The organism is Nocardia sp. XZ_19_231 (assembly GCF_015355705.1).
GTDB classification, from domain to species: Bacteria; Actinomycetota; Actinomycetes; order Mycobacteriales; family Mycobacteriaceae; genus Nocardia; species Nocardia salmonicida.
Genome location: NZ_JACUZI010000010.1, coordinates 86,113 through 106,301 on the forward strand (window position 1 = coordinate 86,113; position 20,189 = coordinate 106,301).

The 20,189-nt window shown below is 67.7% G+C and carries 15 protein-coding genes; 5 read left to right on the forward strand and 10 right to left on the reverse strand.

All coding sequences use genetic code 11. The annotated features are described in order from the left end of the window. Positions 1-4: 4 nt before the first annotated feature. Complete coding sequence (locus tag IBJ82_RS30485) at positions 5-790, forward strand: class I SAM-dependent methyltransferase (RefSeq protein WP_194829526.1); 786 nt, start codon at positions 5-7, stop codon at positions 788-790. Here the strand turns inward: IBJ82_RS30485 and IBJ82_RS30490 are convergent, their stop codons facing one another. Further along, a complete protein-coding gene (locus tag IBJ82_RS30490; protein WP_056823697.1) occupies positions 791-1,087 on the reverse strand; it encodes a hypothetical protein in 297 nt (98 codons plus the stop codon). A 211-nt stretch (positions 1,088-1,298) separates the two neighbouring features. On the opposite strand from IBJ82_RS30490, the gene IBJ82_RS30495 reads away from it, so the two are divergent. Next, positions 1,299-2,747 carry an aldehyde dehydrogenase gene (locus tag IBJ82_RS30495; protein WP_056823700.1) on the forward strand — a complete coding sequence of 483 codons (1,449 nt, stop codon included), beginning with the start codon at positions 1,299-1,301 and terminating at the stop codon, positions 2,745-2,747. 71 nt (positions 2,748-2,818) lie between these two features. Here IBJ82_RS30495 and IBJ82_RS30500 read toward each other — a convergent pair whose 3' ends face one another. The 4 genes from IBJ82_RS30500 to IBJ82_RS30515 form a co-directional block, all read right to left on the reverse strand. Then, the gene (locus tag IBJ82_RS30500) at positions 2,819-2,998 is read right to left on the reverse strand and encodes a hypothetical protein (protein WP_056823702.1); all 180 of its coding nucleotides are present in this window, start codon (positions 2,996-2,998) and stop codon (positions 2,819-2,821) included. Between the two features lie 252 nt (positions 2,999-3,250). Further along, positions 3,251-5,080: a phosphoenolpyruvate carboxykinase (GTP) gene (locus IBJ82_RS30505; protein ID WP_194829442.1), complete on the reverse strand. Its 1,830-nt coding sequence runs from the start codon at positions 5,078-5,080 to the stop codon at positions 3,251-3,253. A gap of 248 nt (positions 5,081-5,328) precedes the next feature. Further along, entirely contained in the window at positions 5,329-6,810 is a 1,482-nt protein-coding gene (locus IBJ82_RS30510) for a hypothetical protein (RefSeq protein ID WP_370585548.1), read from the reverse strand. After that, the gene (locus IBJ82_RS30515; protein WP_194829443.1) at positions 6,797-7,906 is read right to left on the reverse strand and encodes a hypothetical protein; all 1,110 of its coding nucleotides are present in this window, start codon (positions 7,904-7,906) and stop codon (positions 6,797-6,799) included. The genes IBJ82_RS30510 and IBJ82_RS30515 overlap by 14 nt, the downstream gene beginning before the upstream one ends. Positions 7,907-8,039: 133 nt before the next feature. Here IBJ82_RS30515 and trmB point away from each other — a divergent pair, with 133 nt between their 5' ends. The 3 genes from trmB to IBJ82_RS34930 are packed head-to-tail and all read left to right on the forward strand — an operon-like array spanning position 8,040 to position 13,777. Then, a complete protein-coding gene (gene trmB / locus IBJ82_RS30520) occupies positions 8,040-8,843 on the forward strand; it encodes a tRNA (guanosine(46)-N7)-methyltransferase TrmB (RefSeq protein WP_194829444.1) in 804 nt (267 codons plus the stop codon). After that, entirely contained in the window at positions 8,840-9,556 is a 717-nt protein-coding gene (locus IBJ82_RS30525; RefSeq protein WP_194829445.1) for an NYN domain-containing protein, read from the forward strand. Before trmB ends, IBJ82_RS30525 begins: the two co-directional genes overlap by 4 nt. Next, positions 9,557-13,777 carry an MMPL family transporter gene (locus IBJ82_RS34930; RefSeq protein ID WP_370585549.1) on the forward strand — a complete coding sequence of 1,407 codons (4,221 nt, stop codon included), beginning with the start codon at positions 9,557-9,559 and terminating at the stop codon, positions 13,775-13,777. It abuts the gene before it with no gap. Between the two features lie 13 nt (positions 13,778-13,790). Here the strand turns inward: IBJ82_RS34930 and IBJ82_RS30540 are convergent, their stop codons facing one another. The 5 genes from IBJ82_RS30540 to IBJ82_RS30560 all read right to left on the reverse strand — a co-directional run bounded on the left by IBJ82_RS30540 (position 13,791) and on the right by IBJ82_RS30560 (position 20,061). Continuing rightward, positions 13,791-15,443 carry a DUF2339 domain-containing protein gene (locus IBJ82_RS30540; protein ID WP_370585550.1) on the reverse strand — a complete coding sequence of 551 codons (1,653 nt, stop codon included), beginning with the start codon at positions 15,441-15,443 and terminating at the stop codon, positions 13,791-13,793. An 816-nt stretch (positions 15,444-16,259) separates the two neighbouring features. After that, positions 16,260-16,931, reverse strand: coding sequence for a DUF1707 domain-containing protein (locus IBJ82_RS30545; protein ID WP_194829447.1), 672 nt, complete (start codon positions 16,929-16,931; stop codon positions 16,260-16,262). Positions 16,932-16,993: 62 nt separating this feature from the next. Beyond that, on the reverse strand, positions 16,994-17,644 hold the full coding sequence (locus IBJ82_RS30550) for a response regulator transcription factor (RefSeq protein ID WP_194829448.1): 651 nt from the start codon (positions 17,642-17,644) through the stop codon (positions 16,994-16,996). 16 nt (positions 17,645-17,660) lie between these two features. After that, on the reverse strand, positions 17,661-18,839 hold the full coding sequence (macS, locus tag IBJ82_RS30555; RefSeq protein WP_194829449.1) for a MacS family sensor histidine kinase: 1,179 nt from the start codon (positions 18,837-18,839) through the stop codon (positions 17,661-17,663). Next, entirely contained in the window at positions 18,820-20,061 is a 1,242-nt protein-coding gene (locus IBJ82_RS30560) for an AI-2E family transporter (RefSeq protein ID WP_194829450.1), read from the reverse strand. Before IBJ82_RS30560 ends, macS begins: the two co-directional genes overlap by 20 nt. Between the last annotated feature and the right edge of the window lie 128 nt (positions 20,062-20,189).

Consider the following 20,189-nt stretch of genomic DNA (forward strand, 5'->3'; position numbering starts at 1 on the left):
CACCATGCCGAGAACCGAGCAGCCCGTCGCGCGACGTGACCGATCCAGGTTCGCGCGCCGGGCCACCCTGCGCCGCTCGCTGCGCCTGCTCACCAGCTTCCGCTTCGAGCAGTCCGACCCCGCCCGCTTCTACGGCGGCATCGCCACCGACAGCGCTGAGCTGATCAGCGACTTCTACGCCGACATCACCGGCCGCGACCTCACCGGCACCGTGATCCTCGACGTCGGCGGTGGCCCCGGGTACTTCGCCGACGAGTTCACCGCGATTGGCGCACGCTACGTCTCGGTGGAGCCGGACCCGTCGGAGATGCACGCGGCCGGGCTTCGGGTGTCGGGTTCGGTGCGCGGATCGGGGATGGCATTGCCGTTCCGCGACAACGCCTTCGACGTCTGCTTCTCCTCCAACGTCGCCGAGCACGTGCCGCAGCCGTGGCTGATGGCCGACGAGATGGTGCGGGTGACCAAGCCCGGCGGCCTCATCGTGTACTCGTACACGGTGTGGCACGGGCCTTTCGGTGGTCACGAAACCGGCCTCTGGCACTACCTCGGTGGCGAGTACGCGGCCCGTCGATACCGGCGCAAGCACGGACACGAACCGAAGAACAGGTTCGGCCGATCACTGTTCACCGTGACGGCAGCGGATGGGTTGCGCTGGGCGGCAACGACATCAGCTGATGTGCGGACTATTTTTCCGCGTTATCACCCGCGCTGGGCCTGGTGGCTCGTCCGAGTTCCGGTGATCCGAGAGCTACTGGTCAGCAACTTGGTCGTGGTGGCCACCAAAGCGTGATCACGCCAGCCAGCTCAAGCGCCGCGACCTCCGCATCGGCTCGGGCAACACCCTGACCCACGGCGATTCCTGAATCGCCAGGCCTACGGTCTCCAACGTGGTCAGGCCGACCTGATCGGCCAGCGCACCGACCATCGCGACCGCCTCAGCGGCCTGGATAGCGGCAGTCGCCTGCTCGATCGTGAGTGTGCGGCCCGGCAGGAATGAGACAACCCATCCGCCACTGCCCACACTTTTCGCTTGATGGTCGGTCTGGTCGCTGGTCATCAACGATCGGCCGATCACTTGCACAGCCATGAGTCGGTCTCCCCAATTCGCTGTTAATGTCCGATGAATCGAGCGAGCTGATCAGTAGCTAAAGCATCCCCTTTTCACCACCGGAACGCAATAGTGCGTTTCCCCGAAAAGCGAACCGACAGGTTGGAATTCGCAATCTTCACAGCCGTTGCGCCACAGCGAATTAGAACAGGTTGCAGACAATTCGCCCGCAAAACTGTAACGTGTTCTCATGCACTACGACAGTCTGTTCATCGGCGGGAAGTGGACCACCCCCGCCGGTAGTGACCGCATTTCGGTAGTCTCCCCGGCAACGGAGGAGACCGTCGGCAGCGTGCCCGCGGTAACGAATGCTGATGTCGACGCGGCGGTCGCCGCGGCGCGCGACGCGTTCGACAGCGGGCCGTGGCCATCGACGCCCCCACTGGAACGAGCCGAGGTACTCACCAAGGTTGCCCGGCTGATCGAGCAGCGTTCGCCGGAATTGGTCGCCGCGCTCACCGCGGAGATGGGTGCGCCGCCGTTAGCGGCCTTGACACTCAACCAGATTCCGGCCGTCGCGGCATTGGACGCACTCGCCGAGCTCGCGAAGACGTTCGCCTGGAACGAGACTCGAGTCGGCCTGTTCGGAACCTCGCGTGTCTCACGGGAACCGCGCGGTGTCGTCGCCGCGATCACCGCCTGGAATGTCCCGTTGTTCCTCGCCGCGAACAAGCTCGGACCCGCCCTGTTGGCCGGCTGCACTGTGGTGCTCAAGCCCTCGCCGCTGACTCCGCTGACCGCGAATATCCTCGCCGACCTGTTCACCGAAGCCGGTCTGCCCGACGGCGTGCTCTCGGTGCTGCCCGCCGAGGCCGAGGCCAGCGAGTATCTCGCGAGCCACCCCGGCGTCGACAAGGTGACCTTCACCGGCAGTACCCCCGTCGGCAGGAAGCTGGCCGCGCTGGCCGGTGAGCAGCTCAAGACCGTATCGCTCGAGCTCGGCGGTAAGTCGGCCGCGATCGTGCTGCCCGACGTCGACCTGGCCGCGAGCATTCCCGTGCTCGCGTTCTCCGGGCTGATGAACAGTGGACAGGGCTGCGTCGCGCAGACGCGAATTCTCGCGCCGCGCAGTCGCTATGACGAGATCGTCGACGCGCTGGTCGCGCACGTCAAGACCATGCAGACCGGCGATCCGACCGATCCCGCGACCCAGCTCGGCCCCCTGATCAGCGAAAAGCAGCGCGATCGCGTGGAGGGCTATATCGCCAAGGGCAAGGCCGAGGGCGCTCGGCTGGTGCTCGGTGGCGGCAGGCCGGAGGGCGTGGAGCGCGGGTGGTTCGTGGAGCCGACGATCTTCGCCGACGTCGACAATGCCAGCACCATCGCCCAGGAGGAGATCTTCGGCCCGGTGCTCTCGGTGATCCCGTACGAGACCGAGGACGAGGCCATCGCCATCGCCAACGACTCCGATTACGGTCTCGCCGGTTCGGTGTGGACCACCGATATCGAGCACGGCGTCGAGGTCGCGGCCCGGATTCGCACCGGCACCTTCGCGATCAACTGGTACGCCTTCGACCCGACGGCACCGTTCGGCGGCTACAAGAACTCGGGTATCGGCCGCGAGAACGGCCCGGAGGGCCTCGACGCGTTCTGCGAACAGAAGTCCGTCCTGATGCCGATGGGTTGGACTGCCGAGTAATCCGTGATGTGCACGCGACCCACGCGTGCACATCACACTGCTGGACTGCCGAGTAATCCGTGCTGGACCGGCTAGAGGTCCGGCATATGGACCCGGAGAACCGGCTGGGCGGCCACCTCACCCCGGGCAGGTAGGTCGACGACCTCGACCCGCCAGCCCGGGGGCAGGACTCGCTCCAGTCGGCCCGCCACGCGCTGCATGGGCGTGCTCGAATAGGTGTCGGACTCGAATCCGGTCACCAGATCGGTCATGCGTCAAACCACCTCTCAGCGTCGATCTCGTCGTTGACCGCATGGCGGTGCAGGAGTCTCGCAGGGGTATCAGCTCGAGAGGAAATATAGGCGAAGGTAACGCTGCCGCCACACGCGACTCTCTGACACCGAAAGATGTACCCAGAAAGAGACCGCGGGAATCGTCCGACGAACTCGGACAAACAGAACCGCCCCGGACAAACAGAACCGCCCGTACCGAATCGGTACGGGCGGTTCAGTGTTTGCGGGGGACTAGCCCAAGCGCTCCTTGAGGGCCTCGAACTCGTCGCGCACGCCCGAAGGCAGCTTGTCGCCGACGAACTCGAACCATTCCTCGATCGACGGGATCTCCTTGCGCCACTCGTCGGCGTTCACCGAGAGTGCCTCGTCGACGTCGGCGGCGACCACGTCGAGGCCGTCCAGGTCGAGATCGGCAGCCGAAGGCACGTTGCCGACCGCGGTGGCCGTGGCGCCCGAGCGACCCTCGATGCGGCCGACGATCCACTCCAGCACGCGGGAGTTCTCACCGAATCCGGGCCACAGGAAGCGGCCGTCGTCGCCACGACGGAACCAGTTGACGTAGAAGATCTTCGGCAGCTTGTTCGAGTCGGCGTTCTTGCCGAGGTCGATCCAGTGGTTGAGGTAGTCGCCCACGTGGTAGCCGAGGAACGGCAGCATCGCCATCGGGTCGCGGCGCACGGTGCCGACCTTGCCCTCGGCGGCGGCGGTCTGCTCGGAGCCCATCGTGGCGCCCATGAACACGCCGTGCTCCCAGCCGAACGACTCGGTCACCAGCGGAACGGTGGTCTTGCGGCGACCGCCGAACAGGATGGCCGAGATCGGCACGCCCTGCGGGTCGTCCCACTCCGGCGCCAGGGTCGGGCACTGCGACATCGGGGTGCAGTAGCGCGAGTTCGGGTGCGCGGCGTGGCCCTCCGACTCGGGGGTCCAGTCGTTGCCCTTCCAGTCGATCAGGTGCTGCGGGTCGCCTTCGAGACCCTCCCACCACACATCGTTGTCGTCGGTCAGGGCGACGTTGGTGTAGACGGTGTTGCCCGCGTCGATGGTGGCCATCGCGTTGGGGTTGGAGCTGTGGTTGGTGCCCGGCGCGACACCGAAGAAGCCGAACTCCGGGTTCACGGCGTAGAGCTGGCCGTCCGCGCCGAAACGCATCCAGGCGATGTCGTCGCCCAGGGTCTCCGCGCGCCAGCCCGGGATGGTCGGCTGGATCATCGCGAGGTTGGTCTTGCCACAGGCGCTCGGGAACGCGGCGGCGACGTAGTAGTTCTTGTTCTCGGGCGAGATCAGCTTGAGGATCAGCATGTGCTCGGCCAGCCAGCCCTCGTCGTGGGCCATCGCCGAGGCGATGCGCAGCGAGTAGCACTTCTTGCCGAGCAGCGCGTTGCCGCCGTAGCCGGAACCGAAGGACCAGATCTCACGGTCTTCGGGGAAGTGGGTGATGTACTTGGTGTCGCTGCACGGCCACGGCACGTCGGCCTGGCCCTCGGCGAGCGGCGCGCCGACGGAGTGCAGCGCCTTCACGAACGGGCGGTCGGTGCCGAGCTTCTCCAGCGCGGCGGCGCCCATGCGGGTCATCACGCGCATCGAGACGACCACGTACTCGGAGTCGGTGATCTCCACGCCCAGCTTGGGGTCCTCGGCGCCGAGCGGGCCCATGCAGAACGGCACCACGTACATGGTGCGGCCCTTCATCGAGCCGCGGTACAGCTCGGTCATAGTGGCGCGCATCTCGGCGGGGTCGACCCAGTTGTTGGTCGGGCCCGCATCGGCCTCGGTGGCGGAACAGATGTAGGTGCGCGATTCGACGCGGGCCACATCGGAGGGATCGGACAGCGCGAGGAAGGAGTTCGGCTTCTTCTTCTCGTCGAGCTGCTTGAAGGTGCCTGCCTCGACCAGCTGAGTGGTCAGGCGATCCCATTCCGCGTCGGAGCCGTCGGCCCAGACCACGCGATCGGGCTGAGTGAGCTCTGCGACTTCCTGTACCCAGGCGAGCAGTTCACTGTGCTCGGTCGGCGCCTTGCCGTCGGATCCACGAAGACCAGGAATGGTCGCTGAGGTCATGAAAACTCTCCTGAGATGGGCGGTTGTTCGATCCATCGATCGCCACCATGGGCGGTTAGGCGTCCGCAGTGACCAACCGTCGCACAACCCCGATAGACGGCTAGGAAGGCCGTACACGGACGTTGGCCGCGCATCGACTGGCAAGAGCGGACGCCCAGGTTCCTGCCTCAAGGTTAACGCGATATGACGACCGATATGGCATCGGGCTCCATTACAGGTACCCACAGGTGTATCGGTCAATCCCGCGCTCACACTTGATCGAGCGTGGCAATGTCGCGCTCACAGGCGGTCAGCTGTGCCGGACGCTCCGCGACGAGCCTGCGCGCGAGCGCGTCGAGTTCGGTGACACGCCGATCCACGGCGATCGCCCGCGCGGTCGATTCCCGGACCACATGCTCGGCCAATTCGGCCTCGATATCCACCAGCACCGCGGCGACACGCTGTTCGAGCTGGGCTTTGATATTCACCAGCGCTTCGGAGACCCACTGGGCCATGTGGTTGCGCTCGGCGAGTTGACCGCGGGCGCGCACGACCCACGCGGCCGCGCCGGCGCCGAGCAGCAATGTCACCGGGACGCTCGCCACGTCGAGGGTCGGCACCAGAGACAGCGGCGCCACGACCAACCTGCCGAGGCCGACACCCGCCGACGCGCCGAGCGCGATCATGAGGTGATCTTCGACACCCCGGTGTCTCTTGTCGGGATCGGGACCGACCCGCGGCGCCGGATCACGGCGGCGGGTGGTCGGGGCGGCGGTGCCGATCCGGCGGGCGGCTTCGGTCACCCGTTCGTCGATGACGGCGTCGACCGAGGCCGACAGTTCACCGGCGGCCTGCTGCAGGCGCTGGGGATAGGCGCGTAGTTCGGCCCGGTCGCAGCGGTCGAGTTCGGCGCGGGAACGGGTGTGTAGTGCGCGCACCATGGCACCGAGTTCGGTGGTCAGATCCACGCGGGAGAGCTGGACCTGGCTGCGCACGGCGGCCAGGCCGGTCTGGCGGCCGCCGTCGCGCTCGGCGACCAGGCCGATGCGCTCCTCTCTGATCCGCTCGGTGTCTGTGCCGGAGCGCAGCGCGGCGATCTGTTCGTCGATTCTCGCCCTGGTGTCGGCGAGTACGCGGGTGCGCACGGCGGTTCGGCGCTGGGCGCCGTCGGTCGGTCGCCGCGCGGTGGCCGCCGCGAGTGTGGCGTGCAGTCCGGCCACGCCGGAGCGATCGAGCAGGGCCGAGTCGTCGGTGGCGCGGGCCGCGGCGGCAAGCCTGGCCGAGACGGCGACGATGTCGAGGTCGGTGATGCCGCGCGCGGCGAGCAGTTCGAGGTTGCGGACGCGGGTCGCGCGCCAGTCCTGATAGGCGTGAAAGCCGTTCATGGCGAGCAGGATTCGCTGGTCGGCGGCGCGGAGGCGGTCGATCAGGGCGAACATGTCGGCGCCGAGGACACTGCCCGCGTCGAAGAGGATGAGGACGGCAGCGGGTTCGTTCTCGGGGGTGAGCGCGGCCGGATCGGCCAGGTCGATATGGGGTTCGAAGCGGGCGAGTTCGGTGCGAAGGAGGGTGGTGTTGGCGTCGTCGGAGGCATAGAAGGTGATGCTGGTGCCCTCGCCCGCCTCGGCCATCGCCCGCAGTAGCGCGCCGCCCTGCGGGTTCCACCGGTCGATCACCGCGTCTACCGCAGGCGCGAGGGCGTCGGAATCATCGGCCGATCCTTGGTCGGGCGGGACCTCAGAGGCCTGCACTGGACATCCGCTCCCAGGCTCTGACATAGCCGTTGTGGACGCGCAGCGCGGCGCGCCGGGCGGCGGGGGGCATGTCGCTGGACACGACGGCACGCCAGCGGGTGGCGCGCGCGAGCGCTTCGTCGGCGTCGCCGGGCGCGGGCGACGGATAGCCGGCGGCCAGATGCGAGACCTGCGGGCAGGCCAATCCGGCGCATAAACCGGCCCAGAGCGCTTCGTCACCGGCGAGATAGTGCTCGATCAGTTCGCGGGCGCGTCCACCGTCGCCGGGGACCGCGCGGGCAGCCAGCCGGGTCAGCTCGTCGAGCAGTTCGCCGCCACGTACCGCTTCCACCTGCTCGTACCGGCGGTGGACCAGCTTGTGCAGCGGATCGATCCCGCTGGCCGAGTGCAGGATCTGGATGATCGCCGACGCGGGCAGTTCGGGGTCGGCGCGCAGAGCCGTCAGCGCGCAGTCCACGCCGTAGAGGTCCCAGTTGGCGATCAGCCGCCGACGGGCTTCCTGGTCGGAGCCGTCGCCGATGAACAGATCGGCCGCGAGTACCGAGGGCACATCGGGGCCGACCGCGAGCCTGCGCAGTTCGCTCAGATCGGCGGCGCTCACCGCTCCCGCCCTGGTGCGGGCGGCGACCGAGGCGATGATCGGCACGATCGGCATCCCGAGTTCCTGTGCGTGCCGCTGCCCCGCGGCCACGGCCTCACCCCAGCGCGCGCCCACCGCGTCGGCCTTGTTGAGCACCACCACACCGCGACCCTGCGGCACGGTGGCGAGCAGGCGATAGTCGGCGGCCTGCGGCGCACCGGCCAGCACATAGATGACCAGATCGCCGTCGAGGACGGGATCGGGCAGCTCGGGTTGATCGACCGGCGCGGTCTCCTGCGCCGACAACAACGCCAGCGCGGCCATCACGGTCGTGCGCCCGCTGAGCGCACGACCCGTGATCTGGATGTGCAGCGGACGACGACGGCTCGCGGCCGCTGTCGCGAGCTGTTCGGCGATCCCCGGATCACCCCCGCGACCTGCACCTAGAGCCGAGATCAGCTCGTCGAGCTGATCCGCGGGCCGTGTCTGTGCGAATTCGGTGGCTGTCGACATTCTGCCCACCCCCTTTTCGGAGGGCATTGTGTCAGATCCGCGCCGAGCCGGGGCCGGACGAACCTTCGGCCGACCTGGGCGGATCAGCGGTCCCACGAACTCGGCTGCGACGCACCCGCGCGCATGCTGGACAATGGACGACGTGAACGACGCCGCCGACCACGCCGAGCCGACCAGCCACAAGCTGTCGGAGATGCCGAACGACGCGGGCCGACGCTCGCTCACCGGCTCCAGGCTGTACCCGCGCGTGACGAGCTTCCGCACGCGGCGGGGCGCGCTGACGCCGAACCAGCAGGCCTCGTGGGACAACACGTGGCCGGTGATCGGGCGCAATGTGTCCAACGATCCGGTCGAGGCCGACGCCTGGTTCGGGCGCGAGGCGCCGCTGGTGATCGAGATCGGCACCGGCACCGGCACCGCGACGGCCGTCATGGCCAAGGCCGAACCGCACCTGAACCTCATCGGCATCGAGGTGTACCAGCCCGGTCTCGCCCAGCTGGTTCAGCAGATCGAGCGCGAACAGATCGAGAACATCCGATTGCTGCGCGGCGACGCCGTCGACGTACTCGAGAACATGGTTGCCCCGGAATCGCTGATCGGCGTTCGGGTGTTCTTCCCCGACCCGTGGCCCAAGGCCCGCCACCACAAGCGCAGACTGCTACAGGCGCCGACTTTCGCCCTGATAGCCAGCAGATTGAAGCCGGGCGGAGTGCTGCACGTGGCCACCGACCACGCGGATTACGCCGAGCATATTCTCGAAGTAGGCTCCAAGGAACCGCTGTTCACCGGCCTGAACGACACCACCGGTGGCGACAGCGCCGTCAACCGCACTACCGCGCCGATCGGTTTCGAACGGCCCGTCACCAAGTTCGAGGGCAAAGGCCTGCGTGCCGGTAGCGCCATCAACGAGTTCATATGGGGGAAGATCGACAGATGAGCGTGAGTGAGATCGCCCCCGAGATGCCGGTGCCCGCCCCCGCAGGCTCCGGCTCCGAGGCGTTGAGCGGTTCCGATGTTCGACGTGTGCTGTTGGTCTGGGACGCGCCGAACCTCGACATGGGGCTCGGCGCCATCCTCGGTGGACGGCCCACCGCCGCTTATCGCCCCCGCTTCGACGCGCTCGGCCGCTGGTTGCTGGCCCGCACCGCCGAGATCTCGGTGGCCTCCAAGGGCCGCATCGAGGCCGAGGCCACCGTCTTCACCAATATCGCCCCCGGCACCGCCGACGTGGTCCGCCCCTGGGTGGAAGCGCTGCGCAATGTCGGTTTCGCGGTGTTCGCCAAGCCCAAGATCGACGAAGACTCCGATGTCGACGCCGACATGCTCGCGCACATCGCAACCCGTCAACGCGACGGCGGTTTAGCCGGCATCATGGTCGCCTCGGCCGACGGTCAGGCGTTCCGTGAACCGTTGGAGGCCATCGCGGCCAAGGGAATCCCAGCTCAGGTGCTCGGATTCCGTGAGCACGCGAGTTGGGCCGTCACTTCGGATACCCTCGGGTTCGTCGACCTCGAGGACATCCCTGGCGTGTTCCGCGAACCGCTACCGCGGGTGAGCCTCGAGTCGCTGCCCGACGAGGGTGCCTGGCTGCAGCCTTTCCGGCCGCTGTCGGCACTACTCACTTCTCGCCCTGGTCAAGGAGTCGCTTAAGTGTTCACCCGCTGGGGCGATCTGGTCTTTCGGTTCCGCTTCGCCGTCATCGCTGTCGTCGGTGCGGCGTTGTTGGCGTTGGGTGCTTACGGCATGGGGCTCGGCCCCCGCCTGACATCGAGCGGGTGGTTCGATCCGGGCTCGGAATCGGTGGCGGGCGCGCAGATCGCCGACGGCTCCTACGGCCGTGACCACATGGCCGACGTCATCGTCATGTACAACGCCCCCGAGGGCAAAACGATCGATGACCCGGAGTTCCAGCAGAAGGTCGTCGGCAGCCTGACCACGGCCCTCGCCGAACACCCTGATCAGATCGACAAGATCAACGGCACCTATTGGAAGGTGGGCGACGCGCCCGCCGTGCCGTCGGCGTTCGGCTCCAAGGACAAGAAGCACGCGTTCGCCTCGATCGCCATCGTCGGCAACGACGACACCGTCATGATGGCCAACTACCGTGCCGTGCAGGACGTCTTCTACATTACTGGCGTCGACGTGGAGGTCTCCGGCCTCCAAGCCATCGCGGTCACCCTCAACGACACGATCGCGCACGACACCAAACGGATGGAAGTGCTGGCCATCCCCGCGGTGGCAGTGCTGTTGTTCTTCATCTTCGGCGGCATCGTCGCGGCCGCGCTGCCGCTGGTCATCGGTGGTCTGACGATCCTCGGCGCCAATGGCATCGTCATGGTGCTGACCAACTTCACCGAGGTCAACTCCTTCGTCAGCGGTGTCGTGTCGATGATCGGTCTCGGCCTCGCGATCGACTACGGCCTGTTCATAGTCAGTCGTTTCCGCGAAGAACTGGCGGAGGGTTACTCCACGCGCGCCGCCGTCCGGCGGTCGGTGATGACCGCTGGACGAACAGTCGTGTTCTCCGCGACGATGATCATCGCCAGTCTCGGCGGCATCCTGCTGTTCCCACAGGGCTTCCTGCGATCGGTCGCCTACGGCACCATCGCCACCGTCTCCCTGGCGGCACTGACCGCGGTGACGATCCTGCCCGCGATGCTCGCCGTCCTCGGCCCGCGCGTCGACTCGTTCGGCCTCAAGCGGTTCCGCAAGACCAAGACCGCCGAGCAGATCGAGAACGGCTTCTGGGGCAACACGACCCGCTGGGTCATGAAACACCCGCTCAAGATCGCCATTCCGATCACCGTCGGTCTGCTGTTGCTGATCATCCCGGTCAAGGATCTGGCGTTCGGCGGTATCAACGAGAAGTACCTCCCGCCGGACAACAAGGCCCGATCCGCGCTCGAGCACTTCTACGAGGTCTTCCCACAGAGCAAGACCGACCCGATCCAGCTGGTCTTCGTCTCGGACGACACGAACGCGATCGGTCAGGTCTGGAAGGAAGCCAACCAGGCCCCCGGAATGGTCGGCCCGTTCGCCGTGCCGACCAAGTCGCCGACCAACCCGGAGGTGTTCCGCACCTCGGCGACCCTGGTCGATCCCACCGGCAACGCCGAACCGACGATCGACTATCTCCGTTCGATCGAAGTACCCGACGGCGTCACGATGTACGTCACCGGTCAGCCCGCGCTCATGGCCGACAGCATCGACACGCTGCTGGAACTGATGCCGTGGATGATCTTGCTCGTGTTGGTCACCACCACCGTGCTGATGTTCCTGACGTTCGGTTCGCTGGTGCTGCCGATCAAGGCCGCGTTGATGAGCGCGCTCGGTCTCGGCGCGACGCTCGGCATCCTGACCTGGATCTTCATCGACGGCAACGGCGCCGGGCTGCTGAACTTCACACCACAGCCGATCAGTGCGCCGGTCTTGATGTTGATCATCGCGATCATCTACGGCTTGTCGACCGACTACGAGGTCTTCCTGCTGTCGCGCATGGTGGAGGCGCGCGCCCAAGGTGCGTCGACCACCGAAGCCGTGCGGATCGGCACCGCACAAACCGGGCGGATCATCACCGCCGCCGCCCTGATCCTGCTCGTGGTGACCGGCGCGTTCGCGTTCTCCGATCTGGTGATGATGCAGTACATCGCCTACGGCATGATCGCGGCGCTGTTCATCGACGCCACCGTGCTGCGCATGCTGCTGGTCCCCGCGATCATGAAGCTGCTCGGCGACGACTGCTGGTGGGCGCCGAAGTGGATGAAGCGCATCCAGGAGAAGATCGGCCTGGGCGAACCCATCCTCGACGACGAACGCCCGGAGCACGGTGGCGTGGTCGACCTGGTGAAGACCACCCCGATCACCGACCCGCCGACCATGCAGATGACGGCGGTCCCCGACTCCAAGCTGGCGCGCACGCCCCGCAGGCCGCGCACGGTCGCCGAGATCGAGGCCGAGGCACCGACCCAGCGCATCGACAAGGTCACCGATGCCGAATCCGCTGAGCACGCACGTGCGCGCCAGCCGATGTCGCCCGATCCGACGCGCCCCCGGGCCTCGATGTTGTCCTCGGGTGAGCCGACACGGGAATTGCCGGTGGTGAAGCAGGGTACGCCCGCGAAATCCGATGCCGAAGGCGCCGCGAAGCAGGAAGACGCCGAGTTCGAGCTGCCGAAGTACGTGTCCGGCGAGCCGACTCAGGTCCTCCCGATCGTGAAGCCGGGTACGCCGAATCCCACTCAGGGACACGGTGATTCGACCCCGGATACCGCCCCGGACGAAGACCGTGGCTATTCCGGCCCCAGCTTCGGCACGCCCCCCGCAACCCACAGCGACCTCGGCGACCCCGAAACCGGGCCCGGTGGGGCCACTCGCTCCACCAACGGGCTCAGACAGACCAACGGCACCGCCGACTCGCCGTCTCGTACCGCTACACCGGACACCGCCTTCGGCATCACCGAAACCACCGGCGGCCCTTCGATTTCCCGTCCGGCCGGCGACAGCGGGTCCGACCTCGACCTGCCCGGCATCGTCACCGGGGCTGCGCCGCGTGGTTCCTCGCGCGTGCAGCCGCCTACGGGGTACACCCCGGGCGTGATCGGCGAGACTCCGCCGGCACCTCGGGTGTCGACGCCGAACGAGACCGGCGACGGCGCCGGATTCGGTACGCCTGCGGCGGATTTGCCGCAACGGCCGAGCATCGTCCCCCCGGCCAGGCCGAGCACGGCGACCCCGCCGCCCCGCGGAATCGTCCCGCCGCCCGCACCGAGGATCGTCAATACGCCGCCGAGCACGCCGACACCGGCACCTCGCGCGGACGAGCCGACACCCGCGCCCTCGGGCGAGACAGCTCCTCGCGTTGGTGATACTCCGTCGAGCGGAACCTTCAACGGGTTCAGCCCTGTGACGGCGTCGAACCTGCGGCCGGTCAGGCCCGACTCCCCCGCACCTGATTCGGGCCGCCCAGCCGAGCCGAGCCGTCCGTCCGACCAGGCTGATGCCGAAGTGCGCGAAGCGGATTCGCACCCACATGGATTCGCCTCACCGAGTCCCGACCTCTCGGCGGCGCCCGGCACACATCGTGCCGAGTCGCACCAGGGCGGTGCGGCCCGCGCGGAGACCGAACCCGATTCGCCGATCCCCCCGCAGAGCGTTTTCGGCACTGCGGTGCCCGTCGAACCGCAGCCGAGCACTCCGTGGAACAACGGCATGACCGGACCGGGCACGCCGCGCGGTTTCAACACGCCCGACCAGGACAGCGGACCACGGTTCTCGCCGGTCACGCCCTCCTCGCAGGGCAGTGCGAGCGACCGCACCCGCCCCGCCGTCGATCACCCGGCCGAATTCTCCGGTGCGTCCAATCCGTCCGGCGCTCAGTCGGACTCGGCTCGCCAGGCAGACCTGGTGCGCCCGCAGGTGGCGCCACCGGGATTCACCGAGGTCACGCGCGACACCGCTCCTACGCCCCGGCAACCGGATTCGACGAGTTCGCCGACGAGTTCGCCGATCCAGGGCGGCAACGGTGACACACCTGCCACAGGTCGGAAAGCAGCCGACGAGGCACCGACGACCGACACCGACGGTCGGTGGCAGGCCCCTTCGGGTTTCACCGCCGTCCCGTCCCCCGCCGCATCGCCCTCGGAGCCCTCCGCCGAGGTGTCGTCGGAAGCTGCCGCCGCTGCGGCGGAAACCGATTCCACCGCACCGGAATCCGGCGAGCCCCCGGCCGATACCCGCAATGAGATCGAGAACTGGATGGCTCAGTTGCGCTCGTCGCGCCGCGGTACAGCCGAGGACGAAGGTCGCCATCATGGTGCTGAAGGCCGGACTGTCAGCGTGAACGAACTTCTGCGTCGGCGCGAGGACGACTGAGGGTCAGGTCTTCTCAGGGCGCCTGGCGAGGCGGCGCCGCCTCGGCGAAGGCGCGCGCGTAGCGGGTTCCGGTGAGTAGCAACAGGATTCCGACCGCCAGGAACGCGGTGACACGGATCAAGCCCGACAGTGTCGCGAGGTCGAACAGGAACAGCTTCGCCAGTGCGGCCGCGGCCACCAGCAGGCCGGAGACCAGGCAGACTTTCGCGACGGCGGGCGAGCTGGACAGTCGGCGCAAACCGTAGAACAGCGAGCCGGTCGCCGCGACCATCCACACGATGGTCGCCAGGCTGTGGCCGACGATGAAACCGTCTGCGCCGCCGAGAGATACGCCGAGTGATACCGCGGCGACCAGCACGTAGTACAGCCCGGCGATGCTCACCGAGATCCACACTCCGGTGACGAGCGCGGGCTCGTCGCACCGGGGCAACCGCGGCACAGTCCACGCCACCATCGCCGCCACGCCCAACCCGACCACCGCGGCCACCGCCGTCGAGATATCGAGGTCGCGGTCCGCGAGTCGTTGCAGTGCCAGCGTTTCCGGCGTAGCGATCGCCAGCATCACCAGCCCGCCCAGCAGGGCGAACGCGATACCGAGCCCCGCGGCCACCCTCGTGCGACTCGCCGCGGCAACCGCGAGGAACGCGAGGCCGACCGCGAACAACATGGTCGGCAACAGTCGAGGGTGACCGCCCGTCGCGATCGTGCAGGTCTGCAACAGGGCGACCGCACCGGTCAGTCCCGCCACCAGCGCCGTATGCCGGGCAATGCGCAACCGTCCGACCAGTCCCGCCGGAACGACCGCGGCACTCGCGGAGCCGGGATCTACCTTCGCAGTGTCCACTGCCGAATGTTCGTGCCCACGAGTCGCCGTAAGACGCGGGATCAGCACCGTGGCCGCAAGGCCGAGGAGAACGGCGGCGAGCACGGCGGTGATCGAAGCGCTCACTACCCGGTCGAACAGCACGGCGGCGGCGAGCACCGGAAGTGCGGTCAGCGCGATCGTGATGCTCGCGGTGATGTCGCCGGGCCTACGTCGCACCGCGAGCAGGGCACCGACCAGCCCGACCACCGCACAGGCGATCGCCGCGACCAGCAGTCCCTGCCGCTGCTCCGCCTCAGCGCCGGAGATCGCCTTCTCGATCCCGATCGACGCCACCGTCCCCAGCACGGCGAGCACCACCGGCAAGGTACGCGCCACGTGCAGCACGGGCCAATTCCTGCGCATCTGCACCGGAACCCCCGCCGCCTGCAACACCACAAGGAACCCGAGCAGCATCAGTTCGGTCGTCAACGCCGGTGACAACACCGCCGCACCCAACACGACTCCCACCGCCAGCGGCTGAGACTGCCACCGCACCGCGATCCCCAACCCGACCAACGCCACCCCGAGCGCCACCGCGAGCCCCACACCACCAGGGATCCACCGGTAATACCCGGTCACCGCGACAACATCCAGATACAACCCGGCAATTCCCGTGGCCACCAGCGCAATTCCGCCGACGCGCCCGCCAGGACGCCCGAAGACCCGCCACCCGAGCCCGACCAGAACCGCCGACAGTGCGCCCCCAGCAACAACTCTCGCCACCGGTCCGAAGAAGCCCGCCTGCGCGGCCAACACCAACAGCATCAGCACACCGACCAAGGTCACCCCGACCCCGGCCACCGCGAGCACTCGAGAAATAACGCCTTCCCGCTGCCACCACGGCACCCGAGCCGCGCGCGGCGGCCCGAATTGCCCGCCACGCCCCGAGCCCCCGACCCACCCCGGAGCGCCACGCCCGGGCGCCCCAGCCCAACCTGCCGGCTGCCCAACCTGCCCGTACGGCACAGCCCGCCCAGCCTGCGGCCCAGTCGGGCCTACCCATTTCGGAGGCACCCCTGCCGGGCCGTAAGACGTGGCAGGTCCACCGTGCATCCCGGTCGAACCCGACCGATTCGGAGCCGCCCCACTCGCCCCGGCGCCCACCGGCCCGCCGTACCGCGCATCCATCGGCCATCCCGCCGACCCGTACGCCACGCCACCAACCGGACCTACATAGCTGGCCGGTGCACCCGGAATCGCGTGCCCTGCAACATATTGCGTGCCACCTCCACCCGACGCTCCACCCGGCTCCGGAGGCACGCCGACCTCGCCCACACCGCTTCCGGGCACCCCGGAAACCGCATCCGAATCAGCCTGTTCAGCAGCCGAACCCGACGACGTCGCCTCCGCACTCCCCGCTCGCGACACCTCCCCCCGCAACTGCGCGGACAGCACATCCAGATCGCCCCCCAGCTGCCCCATCCGGACGCCGAGCGCGGTGAACTCCCCCGAGAGCCGCGCAACCAGCGCGGGATCGATAGCGGTACTCATAAACCCATAGTCGGCCCGAAACGACCACCGAACATGAGTAGAAACCCCTGCCCTACCCACTGTTCCTACGCGAATTCAAACCTCAACCCGTGAACCGCCGAACAGCCCAGGGCCGGGTAACCCCGCTCACGACCCCAAGAAACGTCTCCACTGAACCATCAATGGATACTTCGCCGTGACAGAACCGAAGCGGATGCGCCCATGCACGACAAGATGAAGCGGACCGATGGGCGGCCCGGTTCGAACCTTGCTACTAGCCGAGGACCCCACCAAATCCAACCCGTTGAGGTCAACAGTCGCCGCCGCGGGCACAAGCAAGCTCAGACTCGTCCAGTAATCGTCGACCTGGATTTCAACGATCTGCGTCTGCATGACCGCCTCGGTGAAATCCAAGGTCACGCTGGACATCAGGTTGTTGAGATGCAGCACCGGCGGCACCTGCCACGGCCCGCGTCGATTGACCCCTGACAACCGACTACGGATCGCGCTCGGATTGGACCCACCGGCCGGAACCGGGACGTGTCGTGGACGCGGCATGGCGGCGGGTTGCGGCGTACCCGCCACCCGCATACCGGGCAGGTCGACCAGCACGGCGTTGAGTTCACCGCGGGTCTTGGCGGCCAGCGCGGTATCCATCCGCTCGGTGAACTCCCCGAGCGAGAGCATGCCGAGCCCGACGGCTCGCTGCAGCAACTGCCCGACATGTTCACGTTCGGCATCGGAAACACGCAGCTCACGGTCACCGACGGGACCAGCCGTCGCGGCGCCGGGTACGAAGAGGGATTCAGGACCGCCCATGCCATCGAGGGTAGCGAGCCACACCCATGTAGCGCATCAGGGCAAACCCCTAATCACTGCGGCTACTCGAGCCCCTGCTCGATCGCGTAGCGCGTGAGCTCGACCCGATTCGCCAGCTGCAACTTGCGCAGCGTCGCCTGCACATGGTTCTCCACCGTCCGATGCGAAAGGTTCAATCGGGTAGCGATCTGCTTGGCCGACAATCCCTTGGCCACCATCCGCAATACCTCGGTCTCCCGGTCGGTCAACGACGGCCGGTGCGGCTGATCGGCGGCCACCGGCGCGGTCGCCATCCGCCGATACTCCCCGAGTACCAACCCGGCCAACCCGGGCGTGAACACCGGCTGACCTGCGGCAGTGGCCGTGACAGCATCGATCAACTCGGCAGCCGACGCGCTCTTCACCAGATACCCGCTCGCCCCGGCCTTGATCGCGTCGAGCACGTCGTCGCGTTCGGCCGAAGCCGACAGCACCAGCACCCGACTGTGCGGCGAAACCCGCAACACCTCGGCGGTAGCCGCGACCCCGGTGCCATCGGTGAGCTGCATATCCATCAACACCACATCCGGCCGCACGGCCGCGGCGCGCCGCGAAGCGGTGCCGACACCGTCCGCGGTGGCCAGCACCTCGAAACCGGCTTCGGCGAGATCACGAGAAACACCCTCACGCCACATCGGATGGTCATCGACCACCATCACCGTAATGACCGGCATCGCCCAGCTCCTCTTCTCAGCGCGCCGGGTGGCGCGGAATCCGGAATTCCCACTCGGTACCGAGGTCCTGCCCCTCGGTCAGCAACTCGGCACTACCGCCCAGCGCCTCGACCCGCCCGACGATCGACCGCGAAACCCCCATCCGCCCTTCGGCTTCGGCCGCGCGCAAGCGTCCCGTCGCGATCCCGACCCCGTCGTCACGCACGCTCACCACCAGCATGTCACCGGTGTCTTCCAGCAGCACATAGGCTTTCGCGTCTACCCCGGCGTGCAGCGAGACATTCGACAGCGCGGTGGTCACCGCCGCCGCGATCTCCTGCGCGACCACCCGCCCGACGAGCACCGGATCACCCGGCGTGGCCACCGACACCTCCGGGGTGGCGCGTGCGGTCAGCAGCGGCCGCAGATCCACCTCGCCCGAATCGGGGTCGGGCAGCTCGGCCTGTTCGGACAGCAGCACCCGCAACGCCACCTCCTGCTCCCCCGCCCGCTGCGCGAGTTCCGCTGCGGGCCCGCCTATCTCGCCGCCACGCCGCTTGATGAAGGCCAGTACCTGCAGCACCCCGTCGTGCACCTCGCGAGCCAATCGCTCCCGCTCCTGCGCCGCCGCCGTGATCCGCAGGGCTCGTTCGAGCTGCCCCTGCGCCCGGCGAGCGGTATTGGCCGCGAGTCCGAGCGCTAACCCCACCGAAACGAGCACCGGCGCGGTCGCGTCACCCCAGACGTCCTGCCCCCACTGATCCCGCACCGTCACCACGACTGCCGACATCACGAGCCCCGCAACAACACCCGCGACGGGTCCGCGCAGGATCGCCATGGAGATCACCGAGTTCGCGATCCACAACGTCGTCGGCAGCGTCTGATGCCCGTGATACCAGTCGTAGTCCGCGACAAGTCGAGTCGAGGCGATCAGCGCGATCGTCACCACCTGATCGCCGAACACCACCCAGCCGCGGATCTTCCCGGTCGCCTCGGGGAAGTACCACTGCGACAGCAACAGCGCCGAACTCCCCGACCAGATCGCCATCACCGCGATCAGCATCCAGCTCAGTCGCGGATTCTCGTAATACGGCACCGACGCGATCTGCTGACCGATCGCGTACAGCAGCGTGACCAGCCGAAACGCCTGCGCGGCCCGCCACAGTGGCGCGGTCGCGGCGTCGGCCGAGCTCAACTCAGCTGTGTGGGTCCGCATCGCCGGACTCGGCTTCTTCCATGCGCAGCCGCTTCGCTACATCGAAGCGGCCGGGGGGCTCGGGTTTGTCGGGCTCGGCGGTGAACCGTTTTCGCTCCTCGGTGCCGACCAGTTCGCCGAACGCCTCCGCCGGACTGTCTGCGAGCAGGTATCGAATCGCGGTGTTGCCCACCGCGATCAACGGCACCGCGAGCAGCGCCCCCGCGATCCCACCGACGACCAAACCGGCGGTGATGGCGAGCACCACGGCCAGCGGATGGATGCTCACGGCCCGCCCGAGCAGCAGCGGTTGCAGCACATGGCCTTCCAGCTGCATCACCGCGATGATGATGCCGAGCACGATCAGCGCGGTCACCAGACCCTTGGTGACCAGCGCGATGAACACCGCGACGAACCCGGCGAAGAACGCGCCGATGATCGGGATGAACGCGCTGATGAACACCAGCGAGGCCAGCGGCAAGGCAAGCGGTACATGCAGAATCGCGAGCCCGGCCCCTATTCCGATGGCGTCGACCGCGGCCACCACCACGGTGGCGCGCACGAACCCGACCAGCGTCCCGAAGCCCAATTCACCGGCGGTGCGGACCTTTTCGCGGTGCACGGTGGGGATGATCCGGGTGATGAAGTTCCAGATCTGATCCCCGCCGTAGAGGAAGAAGATGAGGACGAACAGGATCAGGAACGCGCCGGTGAGGATATGTCCGATGGCGGTGGCGGTGGTCAGCGCGCCGCTGGTCAGGCTTTCGCGGTTGTCCTGAATGGTGCGCACGATGGTGTCGCCCGCGCTGCGGATCTGCTGATCGCTCAGATGCGGCGGACCGTTGATCAACCAGTCCTGCACCTTGTGCACGCTGTTGGTGACCTCGTTGGACAGCCCCGGCACACCGTCGACGAACTGTTCGACGACAAAGGTCAACACCCCGGCGAGCAACCCGATCGACCCGAGCAGCGCGACGAACACGCCGAGCGAGCGCGGGATCCCCACCCGCTGCATCCAATCGACCAGCGGCGCGAGCAGCGCGGCGGCGAGCAACGCGATGGCCAGCGGGATCACCACCGTGGCGAACTTCTGCACGAGCATCCCCACCGCGAGCAGCGCGCCGAAGATGATCAGCAGCCGCCAGCTCCACGCCGCGGCTTTCCGGACCAGGGGATGCACTGCCTCGGCGTCCGAGCGCCACGGTGTCGACGCGGTCCCGGAATCTACCTGCTGGTCGGTCACTCGAGAGAGCCTATCGGTCCGAACGCCGGATCGGTGCTCGTGTCGGCGCCTCTGAAAGAGGTTCTGACCACAGCTCGCCCAGTACTGGGCGAGCGTCGGTGCGATAATGCCCACCCGATCGCCTGTCC

Bases quoted from the DNA above. Each gene is read 5' to 3' on its own strand.
- IBJ82_RS30485 (WP_194829526.1), top strand. From the start codon at position 5: ATGCCGAGAACCGAGCAGCCCGTCGCGCGACGTGACCGATCCAGGTTC.
- IBJ82_RS30490 (WP_056823697.1), bottom strand. From the start codon at position 1,087: ATGGCTGTGCAAGTGATCGGCCGATCGTTGATGACCAGCGACCAGACC.
- IBJ82_RS30495 (WP_056823700.1), top strand. From the start codon at position 1,299: ATGCACTACGACAGTCTGTTCATCGGCGGGAAGTGGACCACCCCCGCC.
- IBJ82_RS30500 (WP_056823702.1), bottom strand. From the start codon at position 2,998: ATGACCGATCTGGTGACCGGATTCGAGTCCGACACCTATTCGAGCACG.
- IBJ82_RS30505 (WP_194829442.1), bottom strand. From the start codon at position 5,080: ATGACCTCAGCGACCATTCCTGGTCTTCGTGGATCCGACGGCAAGGCG.
- IBJ82_RS30515 (WP_194829443.1), bottom strand. From the start codon at position 7,906: ATGTCGACAGCCACCGAATTCGCACAGACACGGCCCGCGGATCAGCTC.
- trmB (WP_194829444.1), top strand. From the start codon at position 8,040: ATGGACGACGTGAACGACGCCGCCGACCACGCCGAGCCGACCAGCCAC.
- IBJ82_RS30525 (WP_194829445.1), top strand. From the start codon at position 8,840: ATGAGCGTGAGTGAGATCGCCCCCGAGATGCCGGTGCCCGCCCCCGCA.
- IBJ82_RS30545 (WP_194829447.1), bottom strand. From the start codon at position 16,931: ATGGGCGGTCCTGAATCCCTCTTCGTACCCGGCGCCGCGACGGCTGGT.
- IBJ82_RS30550 (WP_194829448.1), bottom strand. From the start codon at position 17,644: ATGCCGGTCATTACGGTGATGGTGGTCGATGACCATCCGATGTGGCGT.
- macS (WP_194829449.1), bottom strand. From the start codon at position 18,839: ATGCGGACCCACACAGCTGAGTTGAGCTCGGCCGACGCCGCGACCGCG.